Origin of the sequence: Planctomyces sp. SH-PL14 (genome assembly GCF_001610835.1) — a bacterium.
In the GTDB taxonomy this organism is placed as follows: domain Bacteria; phylum Planctomycetota; class Planctomycetia; order Planctomycetales; family Planctomycetaceae; genus Planctomyces_A.
This window is the reverse complement of the sequence record NZ_CP011270.1, coordinates 3,263,591-3,282,942: the sequence shown is the minus strand read 5'-3', so window position 1 is coordinate 3,282,942 and position 19,352 is coordinate 3,263,591. Positions and strand designations below refer to the sequence as shown.

Sequence of the window (19,352 nt, the reverse complement as noted above, 5' to 3'; positions counted from 1 at the left end):
CCTGCCCTGTTCCGGGCCCTACTTCAGGTTCACACACTTGAGGGTCTGTTCATCCCGGGCAAACAGCAGTCCCCGCGAGAGGGCCGGGAGGGCCCGGGTGGTGGTATCGAAGAGCCGGGTCCGGCCCAGTTCCAGGTACCGTTCCGCGTTGGCCTCAACCATCACGAGCTCGCCATCGGTCTTGAGGGCCAGGAGCTTGTTGTCTGCGAGGAGGAGCGTGCCGTAGCCGAAGCCTTGCGTGCTCCAGAGCGTCTTCCGTTTGATCGGGTCGACGCACTTGAGGTCGGAGGGGGGGATGTCGTCCCGGCCGTCGATGGCGAACAGGACTTTCTGCCAGGCGATGGGCGTGGCGTACTGGGTCGCCAGGATCTCGTCCCCGGAGTAGACCGGCTCGCACCCGAGCGGGCTGAGGTGGCCCAGCGTAGAGCCGACGCCGTAGCTCGAGGTGACGAACAGCTCGCCGCTGGGCAGCAGGATCGGGGACGCCCCGTTGACGGTTGGGCCGCGGGCGCCGAAGCGGAAGTCGAACCACTGGGCGCCTGTTGCGGGGTCGAGGCCGACGCATTTGAGCCGCGTGACGGCGATGACCCGCGGCGATCCTTCGAGCGAAACGACGGTCGGGGCAGAGTAGCTCCCCTGTTCGGTGGTCTGCTGCCACTTCGTTTCCCCGGTGGCAAGCGAGAAGCCGACGAGTCCGGAGTTCTTCCGCGTTCCGCCGACGTTCACCACGACCATCTCTTCGACGACGATCGGGGTGCTGCCGGCTCCGAAGTAGCCTTCCTGGGCGGCGAACTCGCGGTGGGTCTCGCGTTGCCAGAGCGGGGTGCCGCGGGCGAGGTCATAGCAGGAGAGGACTCCCTGGGCTCCGAAGGTGACGACCTTATCGCCGACGATGGTGGGTGTGCAGAGGGGCCCGTCACCGCCGCCGACCTGGGGGCGGAAGGTGGTGCCGTAGGACTGTTTCCAGAGGGGTTGTCCGGTCCGGGCGTTGAGGCATTCGACGACCTCGTCGGTGTTGATGCGGTGAAAGAGGATGAGGCGTTCTCCGGCGACGACGGGGCCGGCGTATCCGGTGCCGACGGGGCGTTTCCAGACGATGGCGGGATCGCGGCGCCATTCGGGGAGGAGTTTTTCGTCGCCGGCGGCGATGCCGGTGCGGTTGGGGCCGAGGATTTGTGGCCAGTCTCCGGCGGTTGCCGTCGAGGCGAGGGCCCAGAGAAGAAGCGTGAGTGCAAGAGTCCTTCTCATGATGTCGATTCCCTTCTGCCGGACGGATGTGGCCAGGGTGGTCAGCTTATGTCCGCGTGCGTGATTGATCCACCGGATGCGTCATCGACTCAAACCGCGTTCTTGCCGGCGCAGCTCCCGTAGCTCAAACCCAACGTGCCACGGCAGCCTGGGGTCAAGGGGGCCTCGCCCCCTTGCCGCCGGAGGCACTCCTGTGAGGAACCGTGGTATGCAACGGGCGTCCGTCTTGTGGTACTAGCTATGAGGACTCCCTCACAACACACCGCTCGCTGTGCAATCCCTGCGGGTTGGTGAGGGGGCATACGGCACCGTGTCCGCGCTTGGACACGATCTCTCTCCGACGGTTTCCGGCGAGACGGCCTCCGGCGGGCAAGAGGCATTCTGCCCCCCGCACCCCCTGACCAGGGTGCCCCTGGACCCGGTGAGATGGCACCCCTTTCAACCAATGAAGTCTTCGCTTCCGTTTCGTGAAAGTTCGTCAGTAGAATTCAGATTCGACAACATTGATGCGTTCGCCGCTGATCCTGCCTCGCGCCCTCCTCCCGCTTCCCTCCGGCCCGCCATGATCAGATCGTCTCTCCTCGTCGTCGCCTGCCTCCTGACCACCACCGCCTCCGCCGCCGACCCCGGCCAGAAACTCGACTTCAACCGCGACGTCCGAACGATCCTCTCGGACAACTGCTTCAAGTGCCACGGCTTTGACGACAAGTCCCGCCAGGCTGGCCTCCGACTCGACACCACCGAAGGCGCTACCCTCAAACTCGAGTCCGGCGCCCAGGCCATCGTCCCCGGCGACCCCGACGCCAGCGGCCTCATCGCCCGCCTCACTTCGACCAATCCCGACGAAGTCATGCCCCCGCCGGCCAGCGGCAAAAATGTCACGCCGGAACAGATCGAGATCCTCAAACGCTGGATCCGCGAAGGGGCCGAATTCAAAAAGCACTGGTCCTTCAACACCGTCGAACGCCCCACCCTCCCGGCCGTCCAGAACACCGCCTGGGAAACGAACCCGATCGACCGCTTCGCCCTCGCCCGGCTGGAAGCCGAAGGCCTCCGCCCCAGCCCCGAAGCGGACAAGATCACCCTCCTCCGCCGTCTGACACTCGACCTCACCGGCCTCCCCCCGACCCCCGCGGAAGTCGACGCTTTCCTGGCGGACACCTCGCCCGGCGCCTACGAAGCGGTCGTCGATCGCCTTCTGAAGTCCCCTCGCTACGGCGAGCACATGGCGCGGTACTGGCTCGACCTCGCCCGGTACGGAGACACGCACGGCCTGCACCTCGACAACAAGCGGTCCCTCTACAAGTACCGCGAGTGGGTCATCAACGCCTTCAACACGAACAAGCGGTTCGATGAGTTCGTCGTCGAACAGCTCGGCGGCGACCTCCTCCCCAATGCCACGCTCGACCAGAAGGTGGCGACCGGCTTCGTCCGGGCCAACGTCTCGACCAGCGAAGGGGGCTCGATCGCCGAAGAGGTCCGCGTCCGGTACGTCGTCGACCGCACCGAAACGCTCTCGACGGTGTTCCTTGGCCTCACGCTCGGCTGCGCCGTCTGCCACGACCACAAGTTCGACCCGGTGACCCAGAAGGAGTTCTATCAGCTCTACTCGTTCTTCAACTCCGCCTCCGACCCGGCGATGGACGGCAACCGCCACGACACGCCCCCCACGGTGAAGCTCCCCTCGCCTGAGGAAACGGCCAGGATCGCGGACCTCGACCAGAAGATCGCCGCCACAAAGCAGTCGATCACGGACGCCCTGGCCAAGGTCGAATACACCGAGCCACCGATGACGGAAGGAGCCCCCGCGGCCGACACGCCGCAGGAGTTCGTCTGGATCGAAGACACCGCTCCGATGGGCGCGCAGCTCCAGGGGAACACCTCCTGGGAGTTCGTCGGCAAGCCGGACCATCCCGTCCACAGCGGCGACAAGGCGACCCGCCGCGAAGGGAAGGGGATCACGCAACACTTCTTTACCGGGGCCACCGCGCCGCTGAAGGTGGGCGACGGCGACAAGTTCTTCGCCTACGTCTACCTCGATCCGCAGAATCCTCCCAAGACCGTCATGCTCCAGTTCAATGACGGCTCGTGGGAGCACCGCGCGTTCTGGGGCGAGGACGCGATCAGCTTTGGCTCGGGCGACACCGACGGCCACCGCCGCCTCGGCGACCTCCCCAAGCCGGGCGAGTGGGTCCGGCTGGAAGTCGACGCCGCCCGCGTCGGACTCCCTACGGGCAAGATGCTCAACGGCTGGGCCTTCACGCAGTTCGACGGCCTCTGCTACTGGGACAAGGCGGGGATCGTGACCCGCACGCCGCAGGACGGGAAGTCGTTCGAATCGCTCGTCGCCTGGGAGGCCTACGTCAAAGCCCAGGCCAAGCCCGAGATCCCGCAGCCGGTCGTCGACGCCATCAAGGTCGAGGCGGACAAGCGGAACGACGACCAGAAGAAGCAGATCCGCGACTACTTCGTCCAGAAGGTCTACCCGGCGACCCGCCCCACGTTCGAGCCCCTCGATAAACAGCTGAGCCAGCTCGAGGCAGACCGCAAGGCGACCGACGAGGCGATCCCCGTCTCGCTCGTCATGGGGGACGACGCGCAGGAACGCGAGACCTTCATTCTCAACCGGGGCGAGTACGACAAGCCGGGCGACAAAGTCCAGCGGGGAACCCCGGCGGTCCTCCCGCCGATGCCCGAGGGTGCTCCCAAGAACCGCCTCGGGCTGGCGCAGTGGCTCGTCCACCGCAGCCATCCGCTCACATCGCGGGTCTCGGTGAACCGCCTCTGGCAGCAGTTCTTCGGCCGGGGGCTCGTCAAGACGTCGGAGGACTTCGGCGTGCAGGGGGAATGGCCCACGCATCCGGAGCTGCTCGACTGGCTCGCGGCCGAGTTCATGGAGACCGGCTGGGACGTCAAGCGGCTCGTCCGGATGATCGTCACGTCGAACACCTACCGGCAGTCGTCCCGGGTCTCGCCGGAACTCGTCCAGCGCGACCCGGAGAACACCCTTCTGGCCCGCGGCCCGCGGTTCCGGATGGAAGCGGAAGTCGTCCGGGACAGCGCCCTGTTCACCAGCGGCCTCCTGGTGGAGAAGCTCGGCGGACGGAGCGTCAATCCCTATCAGCCCGAAGGGATCTGGGAGGCGATCGCCTTCGCCAGCAGCGACACCAACAAGTACGTCCGCGACAACGGCGAGGCGCTCTATCGCCGCAGCATGTACACCTTCTGGAAGCGGACGTCGCCTCCGCCGAGCATGATGGCCTTCGACGCCCCGTCGCGCGAGACCTGCACCGCCCGCCGCGCCCGGACCAACACGCCGCTCCAGGCCCTCGTCCTCATGAACGATGAGCAGTACGTCGAAGCGGCCCGCCGGCTCGCCGCGCGGATGCTCCTTGAAGGGGGCTCGCAGACGGTCGACCGGCTCACCTACGGCTTCCGCCTCGCCACCTGCCGTCAGCCGACTCCCAAGGAGCTGGAAGTCCTGACGAAGCAGCTCCAGCTGCATCTCGAGAAGTTCCAGCAGGACCAGCCCGCCGCCCTCAAGCTCCTGACGGTTGGCGCCAGCCCGCGGAACGAGGCCCTCGCCCCGGTGGAGCACGCCGCCTACACGATGGTGGCCAACATCCTCCTGAACCTCGACGAGACCGTCACCAAGGAGTGACCAGCGTCCCGCTGGACCGGGGGGCCGTCGCACGTTGGGTTTGAGCGGGCACGGTCCGTTCGGGCGGGCGCGGTGTTCGAGCTTTCGAGGGAGCCGGGTTGCCCGTTATTGGGCGTTGGGACTGCTGCACTGTGTCTCAGGACTTGTCTTCGAGGACCCGCGCGAACGCCCCGTACATCCCTTCGTCAAACAGGACGAAGCGGACGACCTCCGGATGGGCCCGCTGCGTCAGGTGGTTCCAGACCGTCGTGAGGGAGTGCTCCGCCGCGAGGTCGCGGGGATAGCCATAGATCCCGGCGCTGATGGCGGGGAAGGCGAGCGAGCGGCACTCGTGTTCGGCCGCCAGATCGAGGCACCGCTGATACGCGGACCGGAGCTGGTCGGGTTCCCCTTTGGTTCCCCCGCGCCAAATCGGGCCGACGGCGTGGAACAGGTAACGGGCCTTGAGGCTTCCGGCGGAGGTCACGACCGCGCTGCCGGTGGGGCATCCTTGCGGGTAGCGGGCCCGCGTCTCCTGGAGGATCCCCGGCCCGGCCGCGCGGTGGATCGCGCCGTCGACTCCGCCGCCGCCCGCGAGCGCGGAATTCGCGGCGTTGACGATGGCATCGACCTCTTGCTCGGTGATGTCTCCCACGACCAGTTCGAGCACGGAGCGGCCGACGGGAACTCTCATCATGGCTTTGTTCCTCCGAGGTGGACTGAAGGGCTCCATGTTACCTCAAGAGGTTGTCCCGCCAGCTCGGATGATGTCCTGGCCGGCACGACTGTGCTCGCTCAAACCCAACGTCCGACGGCAGCCGGGGTCAAGGGGGTCACCCCTTGCCGCCGGAGGCGCTTCCATGAGGAACCGTGGTACGCAACGGATGTCCCCTTTGTGGTACCGGCGTTGAGGACTCCCTCAAACCAGACCGCAGGCTTCGCAATCCCCGCCGGTTAGGTGAGGGGGCATACGGTACGTTGTCCGCGCTTGGACACTCACTCCTTCAGACATCTCCCGACGGCCAGGCCTCCGGCGGGCAAGAGGGCTTCGCCCCCCTGCACTCCCCACCAGGGTGCCCCTGGACCCGGCTGGTCGCGCCATTGTCGGACCATCATCCGGCGAACCCTCGCCCTTTAGACGCAATGAATGATGCCGCTTCAAAACGGCCGGTCCCAGGCCACGACGGGTTTCGCCGTAACCTGCCGTTCCGCCTCCCGGGAATGCCAAGAACCCATTGGGAAACACGAGGTTGCGCTCGTCAAACAAAGCCTTGAGGGCTCTGGCACGACCGTTGCATAACGGCTTTTCCACTTCACAACCAACTTCATGGGAACGAGTTCAAGGAGATCGAATCATGGCCTTAGAAACCAAGTGCGATCTGGAACCGGCAACCATTGATGCGCTTCAGGATTTGATCCAAGCCAATATCGATGCTCGTGACGGATTCCGGTTTGCCGCGAACGAAATTGAGAACGCCGCCATCTCGGCCGCCTTCGAGCACTTTGCGAATCAGCGGCAGGAGCAGGCGGACGAACTGTCCGCGTTCGTGGAATGCAACGGAGAGGAGGCCCGACGCGAAGGGTCTTACGCCGCGGCCGTCCATCGAACGTGGATCAACGTCCGCGAGCTCCTGACGTCCAACGATGCGAACGCCATCCTCTCCGAAGCGGAGCGGGGTGAGGACCATATCAAGGGTGCCTACGAGACTGTCCTGCGTAACACCGCGGGGAGCGCCGTGAACGATGTCCTGACCCGGCAGTATGCCCAGGTCAAGGCGTCGCATGATCGGGTGAAAATGCTCCGCGACGAGTGCTGTGCCGAGTAAGCCACACGGAGCTTGGAGGGAAGTCGGGCGGTCCGGCAGCCGCCCGTACTGGTACGCTCGCCGACGCGGTTCCCCGTGAACCGTCAGGGGCTGGCCTGTTCAAATCAGGCAGAGCGTCTTTGCTGGAGAAGTTGTGTTGCTACCAAGGGACTGACTATCGCAGGAAAGGAATCCATCATGAAAGCAATCGCATTTGTTCTTGGCGGGCTTTTTACGGTGACGGTGTGGATGATGGGGCTGATGATGCTCATCGGCTCCGCTCTGCACGTCGCCGCCTGATTGTGCTGCCTGGTCACTCTCTGACCGCCCTGACGCGCCGGATGTGCTCTTTCCGGTGGCCCGTCTCCTTCAAAGCCACGTCTGCACGAGGACCATCGTCAGATTGAACGTGTTGAAGGCGGCATGCGTGGTGACGATCGCGATGTAGGACTGCGTCCGCTGATAGATCCATCCCAGGATCAGGGCCAGCGGAACGAGAGCGATCATGTCGGGGAACCCGTGGATCACTGCAAACAGCAGCGATGATCCGATCAGGGCCACCCCGGGGCCCAGCTTCGCCTCGCTCCCTCCCATGAGAATCACGCGGTAGGTCAGCTCTTCTGAGAGTGGCGCCACCACCGCAGCCGAAACACAGATCAGCCCCATCACCAGCGGAGACTGGGAGTCGCGGAGGATCTGGAGGAACTGGTGCTCGGAGCTCTCCGTCCGCAGTGGCTGGGACGCGATCATCAGGAGGAGCACCGGTCCGACCGCGGCCGTGAATCCGGCGAGCCCTAGCAGGACCTCACGTCCGGGGCGGATGGCCCGCCACAGTGGCGGCCGCGGACCGGCCAGCACCGCGAGGCCCAGGATCGCGTAGGTCACGAGCTGGAGAGCCAGATCGAGCCCGAGGCCCGAGAGAATCCGTCCTTCGGTCAGCTCGACGTTCGAAGCCGGCGCGAAGCTGCTCACGATCTTGAGCGCGATCATCATCCCGACGATGCCGATCCCGAGGGCATAAGCGGTCCGGGGAACGACGAAGCGGTCTGCTTCGGGCGGGGGGGACAGTAGGTCCCGCAGGACGGTCTCCTGCCACACCCGCTCGCCCCCCGTCCACAGCATCAACCAGAACAGGAAGCTGCCCGCGAGTGCGGAGAGGATCATGGTCCCGGCGATGAAGCCTCCCGGCTGAACGGGCTCGACCGCCGCGTCGATCTGAGCCAGGACGGGAAGGATCTCGAACACGAACGGCTCGTCGGAAGGATGGAATGACCAGAAGGGGCACGGGGGACGAGGGGACCGGGGAGCCCGGCCGCTTCCTCAGGCTTCCGCCGCCAGGGCGGCCGCGACGCCGGCGCCGGCGGAGACGGAAACCCCCTGGGCTCGCAGGGCGCCTTCGATCCCGCCTAGGACCAGCAGCACGTTCCGCTTCTGGCACGTCTCTCCCATCAGGCCGATCCGCCACACCTTGCCGGCCATCGGTCCCAGTCCGCCGCCGATCTCGATTCCGTACTCGCTGAGCAGGAAGCCGCGGGCGGTCTTGTCATCGACTCCTTCGGGGATCCGGACGGAGTTCAGCATCGGGAGCCGATGGGCTTCGGCAACGACGTACTGCAGCCCCATCGCCTCGAGTCCTGCCCGCAGCATCCCGTGGTTCCGCCGGTGTCGTTCCCACCGCTGTTCGAGTCCTTCCTCCAGCACGAGCCGCAGCGCCTCGTGGAAGGCGAAGTTCATGTTGATCGGGGCGGTGTGGTGGTAGGCCCGCGACTGGCTGCTCCAGTAGTTGCGGACCATCGTGGTGTCGAGGTACCAGCTTGCGATCTTGGTCTTGCGGCGGCTGATGACGTCGAGGGCCCGGGCGCTGAAGGTGACCGGAGCGAGTCCGGGGGGGCAGCTCAGGCACTTCTGCGTGCCGCTATAGGCAGCGTCGACGTCCCAGCCATCGATCTCGACCGGGAGACCGCCGAGCGAGGTGACGCAGTCGATGAGGAGGAGGGCTCCGGCGTCGTGGACGATCTTCGTGATCTCTTCGAGGGGTTGCCGGGCGCCGGTCGAGGTCTCGGCGTGGATGAGGCCGACGACTTTGGGGTTCGACGCTTTGACGGCGTCGGCGATCTGTTGCGGGTCGAAGACTTCGCCGAAGGGGCGTTCGATCTTGGTCACTTCCGCGCCGCAGCGGCCGGCGACGTCCGCCATCCGTCCGCCGAAGACGCCGTTGACTCCGACGAGCATGCGGTCGCCGGGCTCGATGAGGTTAACGACGCACGCTTCCATGCCGGCGCTGCCGGTGCCGCTGACGGACATCGTCAGTTCGTTCCTGGTGCGGAAGACCTGTCGGAGCATGGACTGGGTTTCGTCCATGACCTTGAGGAAGTAGGGGTCAAGGTGTCCGACGGTGGGAGCGCCGAGGGCGGCGAGGACGGAGGCGGGTGTGTCGCTTGGTCCCGGTCCCATGAGGATGCGGCGGGGTGGGCGGAGGGAGGCGGGGATGGAGGCGGAGAGAGAGGACATGGGGAGATGGACCGCGAAGGAGCGTGCTCGGGTTTTGGGGGCGTTTCCGCGGGTGACAGGGCGGAAGGCCGATCGAAGCTACTCTCCGTGATTCAGAAGGTCGGGGCAACCCAGTGCAGCCTATGACCGGGTCCAGGGGCACCCTGGTGGGGGATGCAAGGGGGCCTGTGTTGTTTTTCTGGCCCCCTTTGCCCGCCGGAGGCCTGGCCGTCGAGAGACGTCTGAAGGAGTGAGTATCCAAGCGAGGACACCGTGCCGTATGCCCCCTCACCAACCCGCTCCGATTCCAGGGCGGGCAGTGAGTCCGCAACGCCGGTCCCACAAAGCGGGCGATCGTTGTTTTTCACGGTTCCTCATGGAAACGCCTCCGGCGGCAAGGGGGCCAAAGAAACAACACAGGCTGCCGTGGCACGTTGGGTTTGAGCTATCGAGCCGCGCCGGCATGGACGCGGATTGAGCATTCGGCCGGGCCGTGCAGTGTGATATCCTGCAGCTCTCATCCCGATACGACTGCGGTGGAGCTGATCCGATGGTGCGGTTTCGGTCTGTTCTTCTGATGGCGGCATTCGTGACCGCAACCCTCGGCAGCCTCGCGGCCCTGCGGGCCGCCGATCCCCCCGCCCTCTCGGTCCTCGATTCCGCGGCCTCGATCCAGTGGCGCGACAAGACCCTCGAAGACGCCGTCACCGACCTCCGCGATAAGCACAAGCTCGACGTCTCCGTCGACCGGACGTCGATCGAGAACGAAGGACTGGTGACGACGAACATCAAGTTCAACCTCGAACTGCGGGGGATGTCGCTCCGGAACATCCTGTGGCTCGCGCTCGACGGCTACCACCTGGAGCTTCTTGAGAAGGAGGACGGGCCGCAGATCACCTCCCGTCCCGTTGCGGAAGACGCCTTCATGCTCAAGGAGTACGACCTCAAGCCGCTCGGCGCGCACGTGAAGAGCGATCAGGCGGTCATCGATCTGGCGCGGGGGTGTGTCGAGGCTCACTGGAAGGATACGGACCAGTACGGCGGCGAGATTGAGGTCGCGGACGGGAAGTTGAAGGTCCGCCAGATTCCGCGGGTGCATGCGAAGCTGGATCAGCTCTTCAGTCAGCTCTACCAGGAGCTGGGGACGGGGAAGAAGCCGGCCCTGACGCTGACGGAGAAGAATGAGAAGCTGATCGCCGACAATCTGGCGAAGCCGGGTGCGAAGAAGCTCAAGGTGGCGGACGAGCTTCCCTTCAAGGATCTGATGACGGAGTTTGCGAACGCCTACTCGGTGTTCGTGTGGGTTGATGGCGAGGGATTGAGTGATGTGGGGGTTGGCTACACGCAGAACGTGAAGCCACAGCCCGAGGGGAAGACGGCGGGTGAAGTTCTGGAGAGCCTGCTTGCGCCGCACGACCTGGGGGCGGTGATCACGCATGAGACGCTGCTCATTACGTCGAAGGCCAAGGCGAACTATCCGGACCATGTCCGGGTGTTCAACACGCGGGCCAAGGGCGGGGTGAAGATGAAGGGAACGCCGGACGAGATTGTCCGGAAGCTTCAGGAGTCGGAGGAGTTCGGGTTGTGGGGGGATGGTGGTGGGGGTGCCACGGTGTTTGGCCCGCTGGTGGTGGTACGGCAGACGCAGCCGGTGCTGAACAGGATCAGTAAGGCGTTCTACAAGTAGCTCTGGCCTCCTCGAAACGTCGTTCTTGCCGGCGCGGCTGTGCTTGCTCAGCCCCAACGTGCCACGGCAGTTGGGGTCAAGGGGGTCACCCCTTGCCGCCGGAGGCGCTTCCATGAGGAACCGTGGTAAGCAACGGGCGCCCGCTTTGTGGGACCAGCGTTGAGGACTCACCGCTCGCTTTGCAATCCCCGCGGGTTGGTGAAGGGGCATCCGGCACCTTGTCCGCGTCTGGACACGCTCTCCTTCAGACATCTCTCGACGGCCAAAGCCTCCGGCGGGCAAAGGGGATTCTCCGCCTTGCATCCCCCACCAGGGTGCCCCTGGACCCGGTGATTGGGGGGGCGTTACTCCGGATCGCGGATCAGCGGCACAAACACACAACCACCCAGATCACGCACCGTCAAACCCTCACCCACCCTCTGCACCAGCTTCATCACCTGACGCGTCGGCACACCCACCGGAATCACAAGCCGCCCACCCACCCGCAACTGCTCCACCAGCTCCCGCGGCACCTCCGCCGTCCCCGCCGCCACCAGAATCCCGTCGTACGGCCCACTCTCCCCCCACCCCCGCGTTCCATCACCGACATGGAACTCAATGTTCGAATACCCCATCCCCTCCAGTCGCTCGCGAGCGGTCCGCGCCAGCTCAGTGACCCGCTCGATCGTCACCACTCTCCCCACCAGCTCCGCCAGGATCGCGGTCTGATAGCCGCTCCCCGTCCCGACTTCGAGGACAGTCTCCGTCCCGCTTAAGCGCAACTGCTCCGTCATCCACGCCACGACATACGGCTGGCTGATCGTCTGCTCCGCCTCGATCGGTAACGCCCGGTCCTCATAAGCGCGAGCCCAAAGCGCCGTCGGAACGAACTCCTCCCGCGGAACCCGGGCCATCGCCTCCAGAACACGGGGATCGCGAATCCCCCGCTCCTCCAGCGACCGACGAAACTCCACCGGCACAGACATGACGAAAGGCACCGCCGAAAATGCAACCAGCCGGCGGTCGCAAGACCGCCGGCTGGATTCTCTCAGCACGTGAAATGCCCGGACAGACCGGCATCGTTCGAAGAGGCGGAGTCACCTCCGGGCCTACGAAGCTCAACCGGGGAGCAGGTCCTTGACCGTGTCCCGCTCGGTCCGGAGCTCGTCGAGCGTGATCTTGATCTTCGCCTGGGCGAACTCGTTGTGCTCGATCCCCTTGACGATCTTCCAGTTCTGCCCGTCGCTCGTCACCGGGAAGCCGAAGATCAGCCCTTCGTCAACGCCGTAGCTCCCGTCGCTGCACACCGCGAGGCTGGCACAGTCGCCCGCTCCGGTCGGACGGACCGCCGCCTTCACCGAGTCGAGGACTGCGTTGGCCGCCGAGGCGGCGCTCGATGCGCCGCGGGCCTTGATCACCGCCGCCCCGCGCTTCTGCACGGTGTCGATGAACGTCGTCTGCAGCCAGGCTTCGTCCTTGATGACGTCCGTCGCCTTCTGGCCGTCGATCGTCGCGTGGTAGAAGTCCGGATACTGCGTGGCGGAGTGGTTCCCCCAGATCCCGACATGCTTCACGCTGGCCACCGGACGGCCCGCCTTCTTGGCGAGCTGGCTCACGGCGCGGTTCTGGTCCAGCATCGTCATCGCAAACCACCGGTCGCGGGGGACCTTGGGGGCGTTGTGCATGGCGATCAGGCAGTTCGTGTTGCACGGGTTGCCGACCACCAGCACCCGCACGTCCTTCGCGGCGGTCGCTTCGATCGCCTTGCCGGTGTTCGTGAAGATCGGCCCGTTGATGCGGATCAGGTCGGCCCGCTCCATCCCGTCCTTGCGGGGGATGCTGCCGACGCACAGGACCCAGTTGCAGTCCGCGAAAGCGTCGTGGAGGTTGTCGCTCGAAGCCTTCTTGACGCCTGCCAGCGTCGGGAACGCGCAGTCTTCCAGTTCCATCTCGACCCCGTCGAGGGCCTTCAGGACCGGCGGGACTTCGACGAGGTGCATGACGACCGGCTGATCCGCACCGAAGACTTCCCCGCTGGCGATGCGGAACGTCAGGGCGTATCCGATGTTTCCGGCGGCGCCGGTGATGGCGACATGAATGGGGGACTTGGCCATGAAAACTCGCTCCAGAACTTCGTGGCTGTCCGGGACAGTTGGACGATGGCCGCCGGCTCGGCAGGGGAGTGCGCTGAGCACGCCTCCGGGCGGCGACACCAACAGGTCGGGACAGATGCTTCCTGGACACCCCGCCAGGCCGGGAAACCGAGAACGTCTGCGGAACGCGCGTTTGTAGCGAGTTCAATACCCCCGAACAACCGACCGGTTCGCCGCGCAAACCGCCTCCGTATGACAACTTCGAGAGTGTTCACGGGGATTTCGCATGGCCGCCGAAGTCCAACGGATCGCGAGCCCGGCCGCCTCAGCGGGTCGTCTCGGCGATCCAGCTCTTGAGCCGCTCCTCAAGCCGCGCGGCACCGTTGGGATCGATGGCGCTCAGGTCGGTCGTCTCGCCGGGATCGTTCTCCAGATCGAACAGTTCCGACCGCCCGCTCCCCAGAAAGTGAACGAGTTTCCACCGGCCGCTGCGGATCGCCGCCGACGGCTTGTGCCCCGAACCGTGCTCATGCGGGTAGTACCAGGCCAAGTCCCGCTCGCGAAGCGGACCGGGCTCGCCCCCGCGGAGAACGTCCGCCAGCGACACCCCGTCCCGGTGCTGCCCCGGACGGAGCGGCAGGCCGCACAGTTCGAGGAGCGTCGGATAGAGGTCGGCCGTATAACCCTGAACGTTCGCAACGGCGGGCTTGAGCCCTGCCGGCCAGGAGATCGAGGTCGCGATCCGGATCCCCCCTTCGTAGGTCCACCCCTTCCCGCTCCGGAGCGGCAGGTTGCAGGTCGGCCCCGGTTTCCCGCGGGCGAGCGTGCAGAGACCGCCGTTGTCGGAGGTGAAGACCACGATCGTGTTCTCCCGCAGCTTCAGCTCGCCGAGAGCGGCGATCATCCGGCCGATGTTCGTGTCGAGGTTCTCCACCATCGCGGCGTAGTCCGGATTGTCCTGCCGGCCGCGCGAGACCGCATCGAACGGTGCCGGGACGGTCGGTGTTTCGCCCGCACGAAAGGTCTTTGCCCGCTTCTCCTGATACTTCGCCGGCAGTCCCTTAGGAGGCTGGATCGGCGTGTGGACGGCGTAGTGTCCGAAGCAGAGGAGAAACGGCCGCGCCGCATCCCGCTGGCGAAGGAACTCGATCGCCCGGCCGGTCAGGACGTCGGTCAGGTAGGCGTCCTGTGGAGCGTCCGCGAGGTCCGGGACATCCAGGCCGTTCGGTTCGTCTCCCTTTCTCGGCCGACGAAAGGGGGCGTAATACGACGCCGGCTGGCCTCCCCGATTCACGCACCGCGTCCATTCGAAGCCGTGATGCTTCGGGAAATCGGCGTCCGACTCCCCAAGGTGCCATTTGCCGAAGTAGGCGGTCTGATAACCGTGCGACTGGAACGCTTCCCCCAGCGTCTCTTCGGCCGCGGGAAGCGCGACCGTAGTCCCGGCATGGATCCAGTCCGTGATCCCCAGCCGCTGCGGGACCTTGCCGGTCATCAGCGCGGCCCGCGTCGGCGAACAGACCGGATGGGCTGAGTAGAAGTCGGTGAACCGGACACCCGACCGGGCCAGCGCGTCGATGTGCGGCGTCTCATGAAAGGTCGATCCGTCGACCGCGATGTCCCGGCCTCCGAGGTCGTCGATCAGAAAGACAAGGACATTCGGACGAACCGGCTTCTCGTCAGCCCGGGTCCGCCCCGTCGCGAAGAGGAGGACACAGACCGCGACGAGCACTCGGAAGCGAAAAACTCTCGTCATCACGGACTTCTCCCACGGAAGGCAGAGGAGGCTGCGAACCGACTCACCGACCGGTCACGCGATCAGCGGCTCGATCACTTTGCCGCCGAACTGGCTCAGCTGCTTGAACCGCCCCGCGTGATAGTAGGTGAGCCTGTTGTCGTCGAGCCCCAGCAGCCGCAGCAGCGTGACATGGAAATCGCGGACGTGCCGGACCTCCTCGACCGCCGTCATCCCCAGTTCGTCCGTCGCCCCGATCGTGTGCCCCGCCCGGCATCCGCCGCCGGCAAGCCAGATCGTCATCGCCCGCGGGTTGTGGTCGCGGCCGTACGCGGTCCCCTGCCGCACGCCGTTGTCCGGGGTCCGCCCGAACTCCCCGCACCACACGACCAGCGTGCTCTCCAGGAGTCCCCGCTGGCGGAGGTCGGCGATCAGGGCCGCGATCGGCTGGTCGACCCCGCGGACGAGGTTGCCGTGGGCCCGCTCGATGAAGTCATGGCTGTCCCACGTCCCATTGTAGAGCTGGACGAACCGGACCCCTTTCTCGATCAGCTTCCGCGCCAGGAGGCACTTGCGACCGAAGGCGTCGGTCGCCTCCTGGCCGAGGCCGTACATCCGGTGGACATGCTCCGGCTCCCCCGAGAGATCGAGCGTCTCCGGGACCTGCGTCTGCATCCGGAACGCCAGCTCATAGTTCTCCGCCCGCGCCGCCAGTTCGTCGTGACCGGGATGCCGCTCCGCATGAGCGGCGTTGAGTGTTGCCAGCAGATCGAGGTTCTTCCGCTGCCGCGACGACGTCACATCCGCCGGAGGCTGCAGGTCGAGGATCGGCGACCCCTTGGGCCGCAGCGGCGTTCCCTGAAAGTGCGCCGGCAGGTACCCGTTGCTCCAGTTTGCCGCGCCCCCCTGCGGATAACTCACCTCGGGAAGGACGACGAACCCCGGCAGGTCGCGGTTCAGCGAGCCGAGCCCGTATGTCACCCACGCCCCCAGCCCCGGATCGCCACCGAACCGGTTGCCGCAGTTCATCTGGTACATCGCGGTCGGGTGGTTCACGCTGTCGACCTGACAGCCGCGGTAGAAGCAGAGCTCGTCGGCCACACCGGCCAGATGACTCCAGTTCTCCGCCATGTCGGCCCCGCACTCGCCGGTCTTGCGGAACCGGAACGGGCTGCGGACGTAGTACCGCCGCCCGCTCTCCATCGCCGACTTCTCCTTCCCTTCCCGGACGAACGCCTGCAGGTGCAGCTCATCGAGCTTGGGCTTGGGGTCGAAGGTGTCGAGGTGCGATGGCCCCCCTTCCATCATGAGGAAGATGCAGTTCTTCGCCTTCGACGCGACATGCCCCGCCCGCGGCGCCAGCGGTCCCCCTCCCGTGGAAGGGCCTTGCTCATCAGCAAGAAGCGACGACAGCGCGATGCTGCCGAGTCCCAGCCCGAGGCCATACAGGAGTTCGCGACGCGACGGCGTAGTCATACCGGTCCCTCTTCCCACAGGCGAGCGGGGGGCGTCAGCCCCCTGATCCACGGCGCCCAGTTCCTCCGGATCGTCCAACGATCGACTTCCGCCACGATTCACTCCGTTCGAGTCTGGGGACTGTCCTCAGAGTTCGACACCATCAGGGGGCTCACGCCCCCCGCTCGCCTTCAGTACACATAGGCGAACTCGTTGGTATTCATCAGCACGAGGCAGACGTCAGCCAGCGCCCGGACGTGACGCGACACCTCCGCCGCCTGGAGGTCAGGGACGAAATCCGCGTTCGCCGGAAGCGATTCGCGGAACGAAAACTTCTCCCCGGTGTTCTCTTCGACGGCATCGCGGCGGACCTCGAGGGCGGGACGTGGCATCGGGGCGGCGGTCGGATCGAGGCCCGCCTCGACGTCCTTCCAATGGGCCAGACAAACCTCGCGTTCCTCGGCTGTGGCGCGTCGCGACAACAGCCGCTCGAAGCATCGATCGAGCGCGGCCTCGTCGGTCGATGTCTCCCGCGCCGCCCGATCCGCGAGCGCCAGCGCCCGGGCGTGGCTCGCCTGGCCGTTGAAGAGGCTGAAGACCTGCGGCGTCACGGTTGAGGCTTCGCGGCGCTCGCACGAGAAGTCCGGCGCCGGACTGTTGAAGACTTCCAGGAACGGGTCGGAGAGTCCCCGGAGTTTGAGAGCGTAAAGGGACCGCCGGTGCCGCTGGCTGGGGAGCGGATTGGGCGTCCAGGCGGCGGCGAAGGTCCCCATCACCTGTCGCGGCTGGAGGGCGGCTTCGAGATTGATCTCCGGCCGGTTTGGAATCCCTCCGAGTGTCCGGTTGAGCTCCCCCGTCGCCGCGAGTTGTGCGTCCCGCAGCTCCTCGGCCGAGAGCCGCCGGGGCCGGAAGACCGCGTCGCTCGTCCCCTGCGGATCGAGTTCGGCGAGCTGCCGGCGATCGGGATGCTCCGCGCTGCAGCGGTACGCGGCGGACGAAAGAATCGCCCGGTGCAGTTCCTTCACCGACCATCCTTTCTCGACGAACGTGGCGGCCAGCCAGTCGAGGAGCTCCGGATGCGTCGGCCGTTTGCCGGTCGATCCGAAGTTATTCGGATTCCCGGCGAGCGGCTGGCCGAAGTGCCACAGCCAGATCCGGTTCACGATCGCCCGCGTCGTCAACGGGTTGTCCCCCCGGGCGATCCAGTCTGCCAGTGCCCGACGTCGGCCTCCGATCTGATCTGTCACCTCGACCGTGCGGCCCTCCATGAGAACGCTCAACACACCGGGCCGGACCGGCTCGCCGCTGGCGAACGGATCGCCCCCCGTCAGGATGCAGGTCGCCTCCAGTTCCCCCTGTGTCATCCGTCCGGTCGGTACCCGGAACGGGGCGACGATGCTCGTGACCTGCGGCGTCCGGCCGCAGTAGACCGACAGCGCGACTGGCTCATAGCGGTCAAACTCCCATCCCAGCCGTTCCAGTCCCTTGCGGGCGATCCGCTCCAGCCCGATCTCCTCGGGCGTCCATCCCAGCATCCGCGGCGGGAACCGGTCCTCGGCCACTCCCCGCTTGAGCAGCAGGTTCCGGGCGGCCGTGAAGGCGTTCCCCCGCTGCCGGTCGCGGACCTCTGCCACGGCGTCGAGCCATGGCTGCGGATCAATCTCCCGCTCGGCCAGCCAAGATCCGGCCGCCGCCAGCGACTTCTCTTCGAGCTGTTTCAGCGTCGCCTGATACTCGCGGCGGCGCTGCTCCAGGTACTTCCGCTCCTCAAACCCCGACGTGTTCTCGGCTGCGAGGAACGGTGCCTCGCGCTCGGCGAGCTGCGTCGTGGCGAAGACCGCCTGGACCGCGTAGTAGTCTCGCGTCGGGATTGGGTCGAACTTGTGGTCGTGGCAGCGGGCGCACTGGAGCGCCTGGGCCAGGAAGGTTTCTCCCACGCTGTTGGTGACGTCGTCGAGGAACCGCTGCCGCGCGACCCGGGCCACCTCCATCCCGGTCAGCTCCCACGGCCCCATCCGCAGGAACCCGGTGGCGACGAGCATCTCGGGATCGGCCGGATCGATCTCATCTCCGGCAATCTGCTCCCGGACGAACCGGTCGTACGGCTTGTCGTCGCTGAACGAGCGGACGACGTAGTCGCGGTACCGCCACGCGTTCCCGCGTTCGAAGTCGTTCGCGAAACCAGAGGAATCGGCATACCGCACGACGTCGAGCCAGTGCTGGGCCATCCGCTCGCCGTAGTGCGGGGAGGCCAGGAGCCGCTCGACGACGTCGGACCACGCCGCCTCAATCGGTCGCGAGTCTGCGACGAACGCCTCGACTTCCTCCGGCGCGGGAGGAAGCCCCGTGAGGTCGAATGTCACCCGCCGGATCAGCGTCCGGCGGTCCGCTGCCGGGGCGACCGCCAGTCCGGCCTGCCTCCGCAGGGCCAGGAGGGCGTCGATCGGATGTCCGTGCTTGGCGGCCAGCGCCGAACCGATCGCGGGTTTGTGGACAGGTCGATAGGCCCACAGTCCCTCGGGCTTGTACCGCCGGTTCGTCCAGTCCGCCGACAGCCCGCCGGAGGTCGCGACCGTCACGCCGTCTTCGGCGGACCACTCGTCCCGATGGGCTCGCGTGAGCGCGGCGATCCGTCCGTCGTCCGGCCACGGCGCCCCGCCGGCGATCCAGTCCCGCAGCCAGCCGAGCTGCTCCTTCGTCAGTCGCTCAGCCTCCTTCGGCGGCATCGCGGACCAAGTCTCGTGATCCCGCCGGGCCGCCAGATAGAGAGGACTCTCATCCGGACGACCGGCCACGACCACGGCAACGCCGCTGTCTCCGCCGGTCGTTAAAGCGGCCGACGTCCGAAGGTCGAGTCCCCCTTCGATCCGTGCGGCGTCCCCACCATGGCAGGCGAGGCACTTCTCCCGAAGCAGCGGCTGCACGCGGCGGACGAACACCACTTCCGCCGCGTTGTCGGCGGCTGCGGCCGAACTCGCCGCGAGCAGCAGGACGATCAGCGCGAGAGGCCGCGATGTCATCGGGCGGGTCCGGGAACAGGAAGGAGTGTCGGACCGATCTGGCCGGGCCGACAGAAAGACGACGAGACAGTCTACCGGCTCGTCCTGCTCCGTGGACACAAGCCGCGTCCCGGCCGGCGCGGCTGCCATTGCTCAAACCCAACGTGCCACGGCAGCTGGGGTCAAGGGGTTTCGACCCCTTGCCGCCGGAGGCGCTTCCA

The 19,352-nt window shown here is 66.3% G+C and carries 12 protein-coding genes; 3 read left to right on the top strand and 9 right to left on the bottom strand.

Going from position 1 to position 19,352, the window contains the following annotated elements:
- Nucleotides 1–18 precede the first annotated feature (18 nt).
- Nucleotides 19–1,248, bottom strand: coding sequence for a PQQ-binding-like beta-propeller repeat protein (locus VT03_RS12730; protein WP_075093321.1), 1,230 nt, complete (start codon nucleotides 1,246–1,248; stop codon nucleotides 19–21).
- 562 nt (nucleotides 1,249–1,810) lie between these two features.
- On the opposite strand from VT03_RS12730, the gene VT03_RS12725 reads away from it, so the two are divergent.
- On the top strand, nucleotides 1,811–4,909 hold the full coding sequence (locus VT03_RS12725) for a PSD1 and planctomycete cytochrome C domain-containing protein (protein WP_075097096.1): 3,099 nt from the start codon (nucleotides 1,811–1,813) through the stop codon (nucleotides 4,907–4,909).
- Nucleotides 4,910–5,045: 136 nt separating this feature from the next.
- On the opposite strand, the gene VT03_RS12720 is transcribed toward VT03_RS12725, so the two are convergent.
- A complete protein-coding gene (locus tag VT03_RS12720) occupies nucleotides 5,046–5,585 on the bottom strand; it encodes an O-acetyl-ADP-ribose deacetylase (RefSeq protein WP_231870651.1) in 540 nt (179 codons plus the stop codon).
- Nucleotides 5,586–6,243: 658 nt separating this feature from the next.
- Between VT03_RS12720 and VT03_RS12715 the strand changes: the two genes are divergently transcribed.
- Nucleotides 6,244–6,714, top strand: a complete 471-nt coding sequence (locus VT03_RS12715; protein ID WP_075093320.1) for a PA2169 family four-helix-bundle protein — start codon at nucleotides 6,244–6,246, stop codon at nucleotides 6,712–6,714.
- 348 nt (nucleotides 6,715–7,062) lie between these two features.
- On the opposite strand, the gene VT03_RS12710 is transcribed toward VT03_RS12715, so the two are convergent.
- Both VT03_RS12710 and VT03_RS12705 read right to left on the bottom strand, forming a co-directional pair.
- Nucleotides 7,063–7,938 (bottom strand): CPBP family intramembrane glutamic endopeptidase, encoded by an 876-nt coding sequence (locus tag VT03_RS12710; RefSeq protein ID WP_075093319.1) that lies wholly within the window; start codon nucleotides 7,936–7,938, stop codon nucleotides 7,063–7,065.
- A 75-nt stretch (nucleotides 7,939–8,013) separates the two neighbouring features.
- On the bottom strand, nucleotides 8,014–9,204 hold the full coding sequence (locus tag VT03_RS12705; RefSeq protein WP_075093318.1) for a pyridoxal-phosphate-dependent aminotransferase family protein: 1,191 nt from the start codon (nucleotides 9,202–9,204) through the stop codon (nucleotides 8,014–8,016).
- A gap of 529 nt (nucleotides 9,205–9,733) precedes the next feature.
- On the opposite strand from VT03_RS12705, the gene VT03_RS12700 reads away from it, so the two are divergent.
- The gene (locus tag VT03_RS12700) at nucleotides 9,734–10,870 is read left to right on the top strand and encodes a hypothetical protein (RefSeq protein WP_075093317.1); all 1,137 of its coding nucleotides are present in this window, start codon (nucleotides 9,734–9,736) and stop codon (nucleotides 10,868–10,870) included.
- Between the two features lie 344 nt (nucleotides 10,871–11,214).
- Here the strand turns inward: VT03_RS12700 and VT03_RS12695 are convergent, their stop codons facing one another.
- The 5 genes from VT03_RS12695 to VT03_RS12675 all read right to left on the bottom strand — a co-directional run bounded on the left by VT03_RS12695 (nucleotide 11,215) and on the right by VT03_RS12675 (nucleotide 19,152).
- Nucleotides 11,215–11,835 carry a protein-L-isoaspartate(D-aspartate) O-methyltransferase gene (locus VT03_RS12695; RefSeq protein WP_075093316.1) on the bottom strand — a complete coding sequence of 207 codons (621 nt, stop codon included), beginning with the start codon at nucleotides 11,833–11,835 and terminating at the stop codon, nucleotides 11,215–11,217.
- Between the two features lie 132 nt (nucleotides 11,836–11,967).
- Complete coding sequence (locus VT03_RS12690; RefSeq protein WP_075093315.1) at nucleotides 11,968–12,963, bottom strand: malate dehydrogenase; 996 nt, start codon at nucleotides 12,961–12,963, stop codon at nucleotides 11,968–11,970.
- Between the two features lie 304 nt (nucleotides 12,964–13,267).
- On the bottom strand, nucleotides 13,268–14,698 hold the full coding sequence (locus VT03_RS12685) for a sulfatase (RefSeq protein WP_082846168.1): 1,431 nt from the start codon (nucleotides 14,696–14,698) through the stop codon (nucleotides 13,268–13,270).
- A gap of 54 nt (nucleotides 14,699–14,752) precedes the next feature.
- Nucleotides 14,753–16,153 (bottom strand): DUF1501 domain-containing protein, encoded by a 1,401-nt coding sequence (locus VT03_RS12680; protein WP_075093313.1) that lies wholly within the window; start codon nucleotides 16,151–16,153, stop codon nucleotides 14,753–14,755.
- 170 nt (nucleotides 16,154–16,323) lie between these two features.
- Nucleotides 16,324–19,152, bottom strand: a complete 2,829-nt coding sequence (locus VT03_RS12675) for a PSD1 and planctomycete cytochrome C domain-containing protein (protein WP_075097094.1) — start codon at nucleotides 19,150–19,152, stop codon at nucleotides 16,324–16,326.
- Nucleotides 19,153–19,352 lie beyond the last annotated feature (200 nt).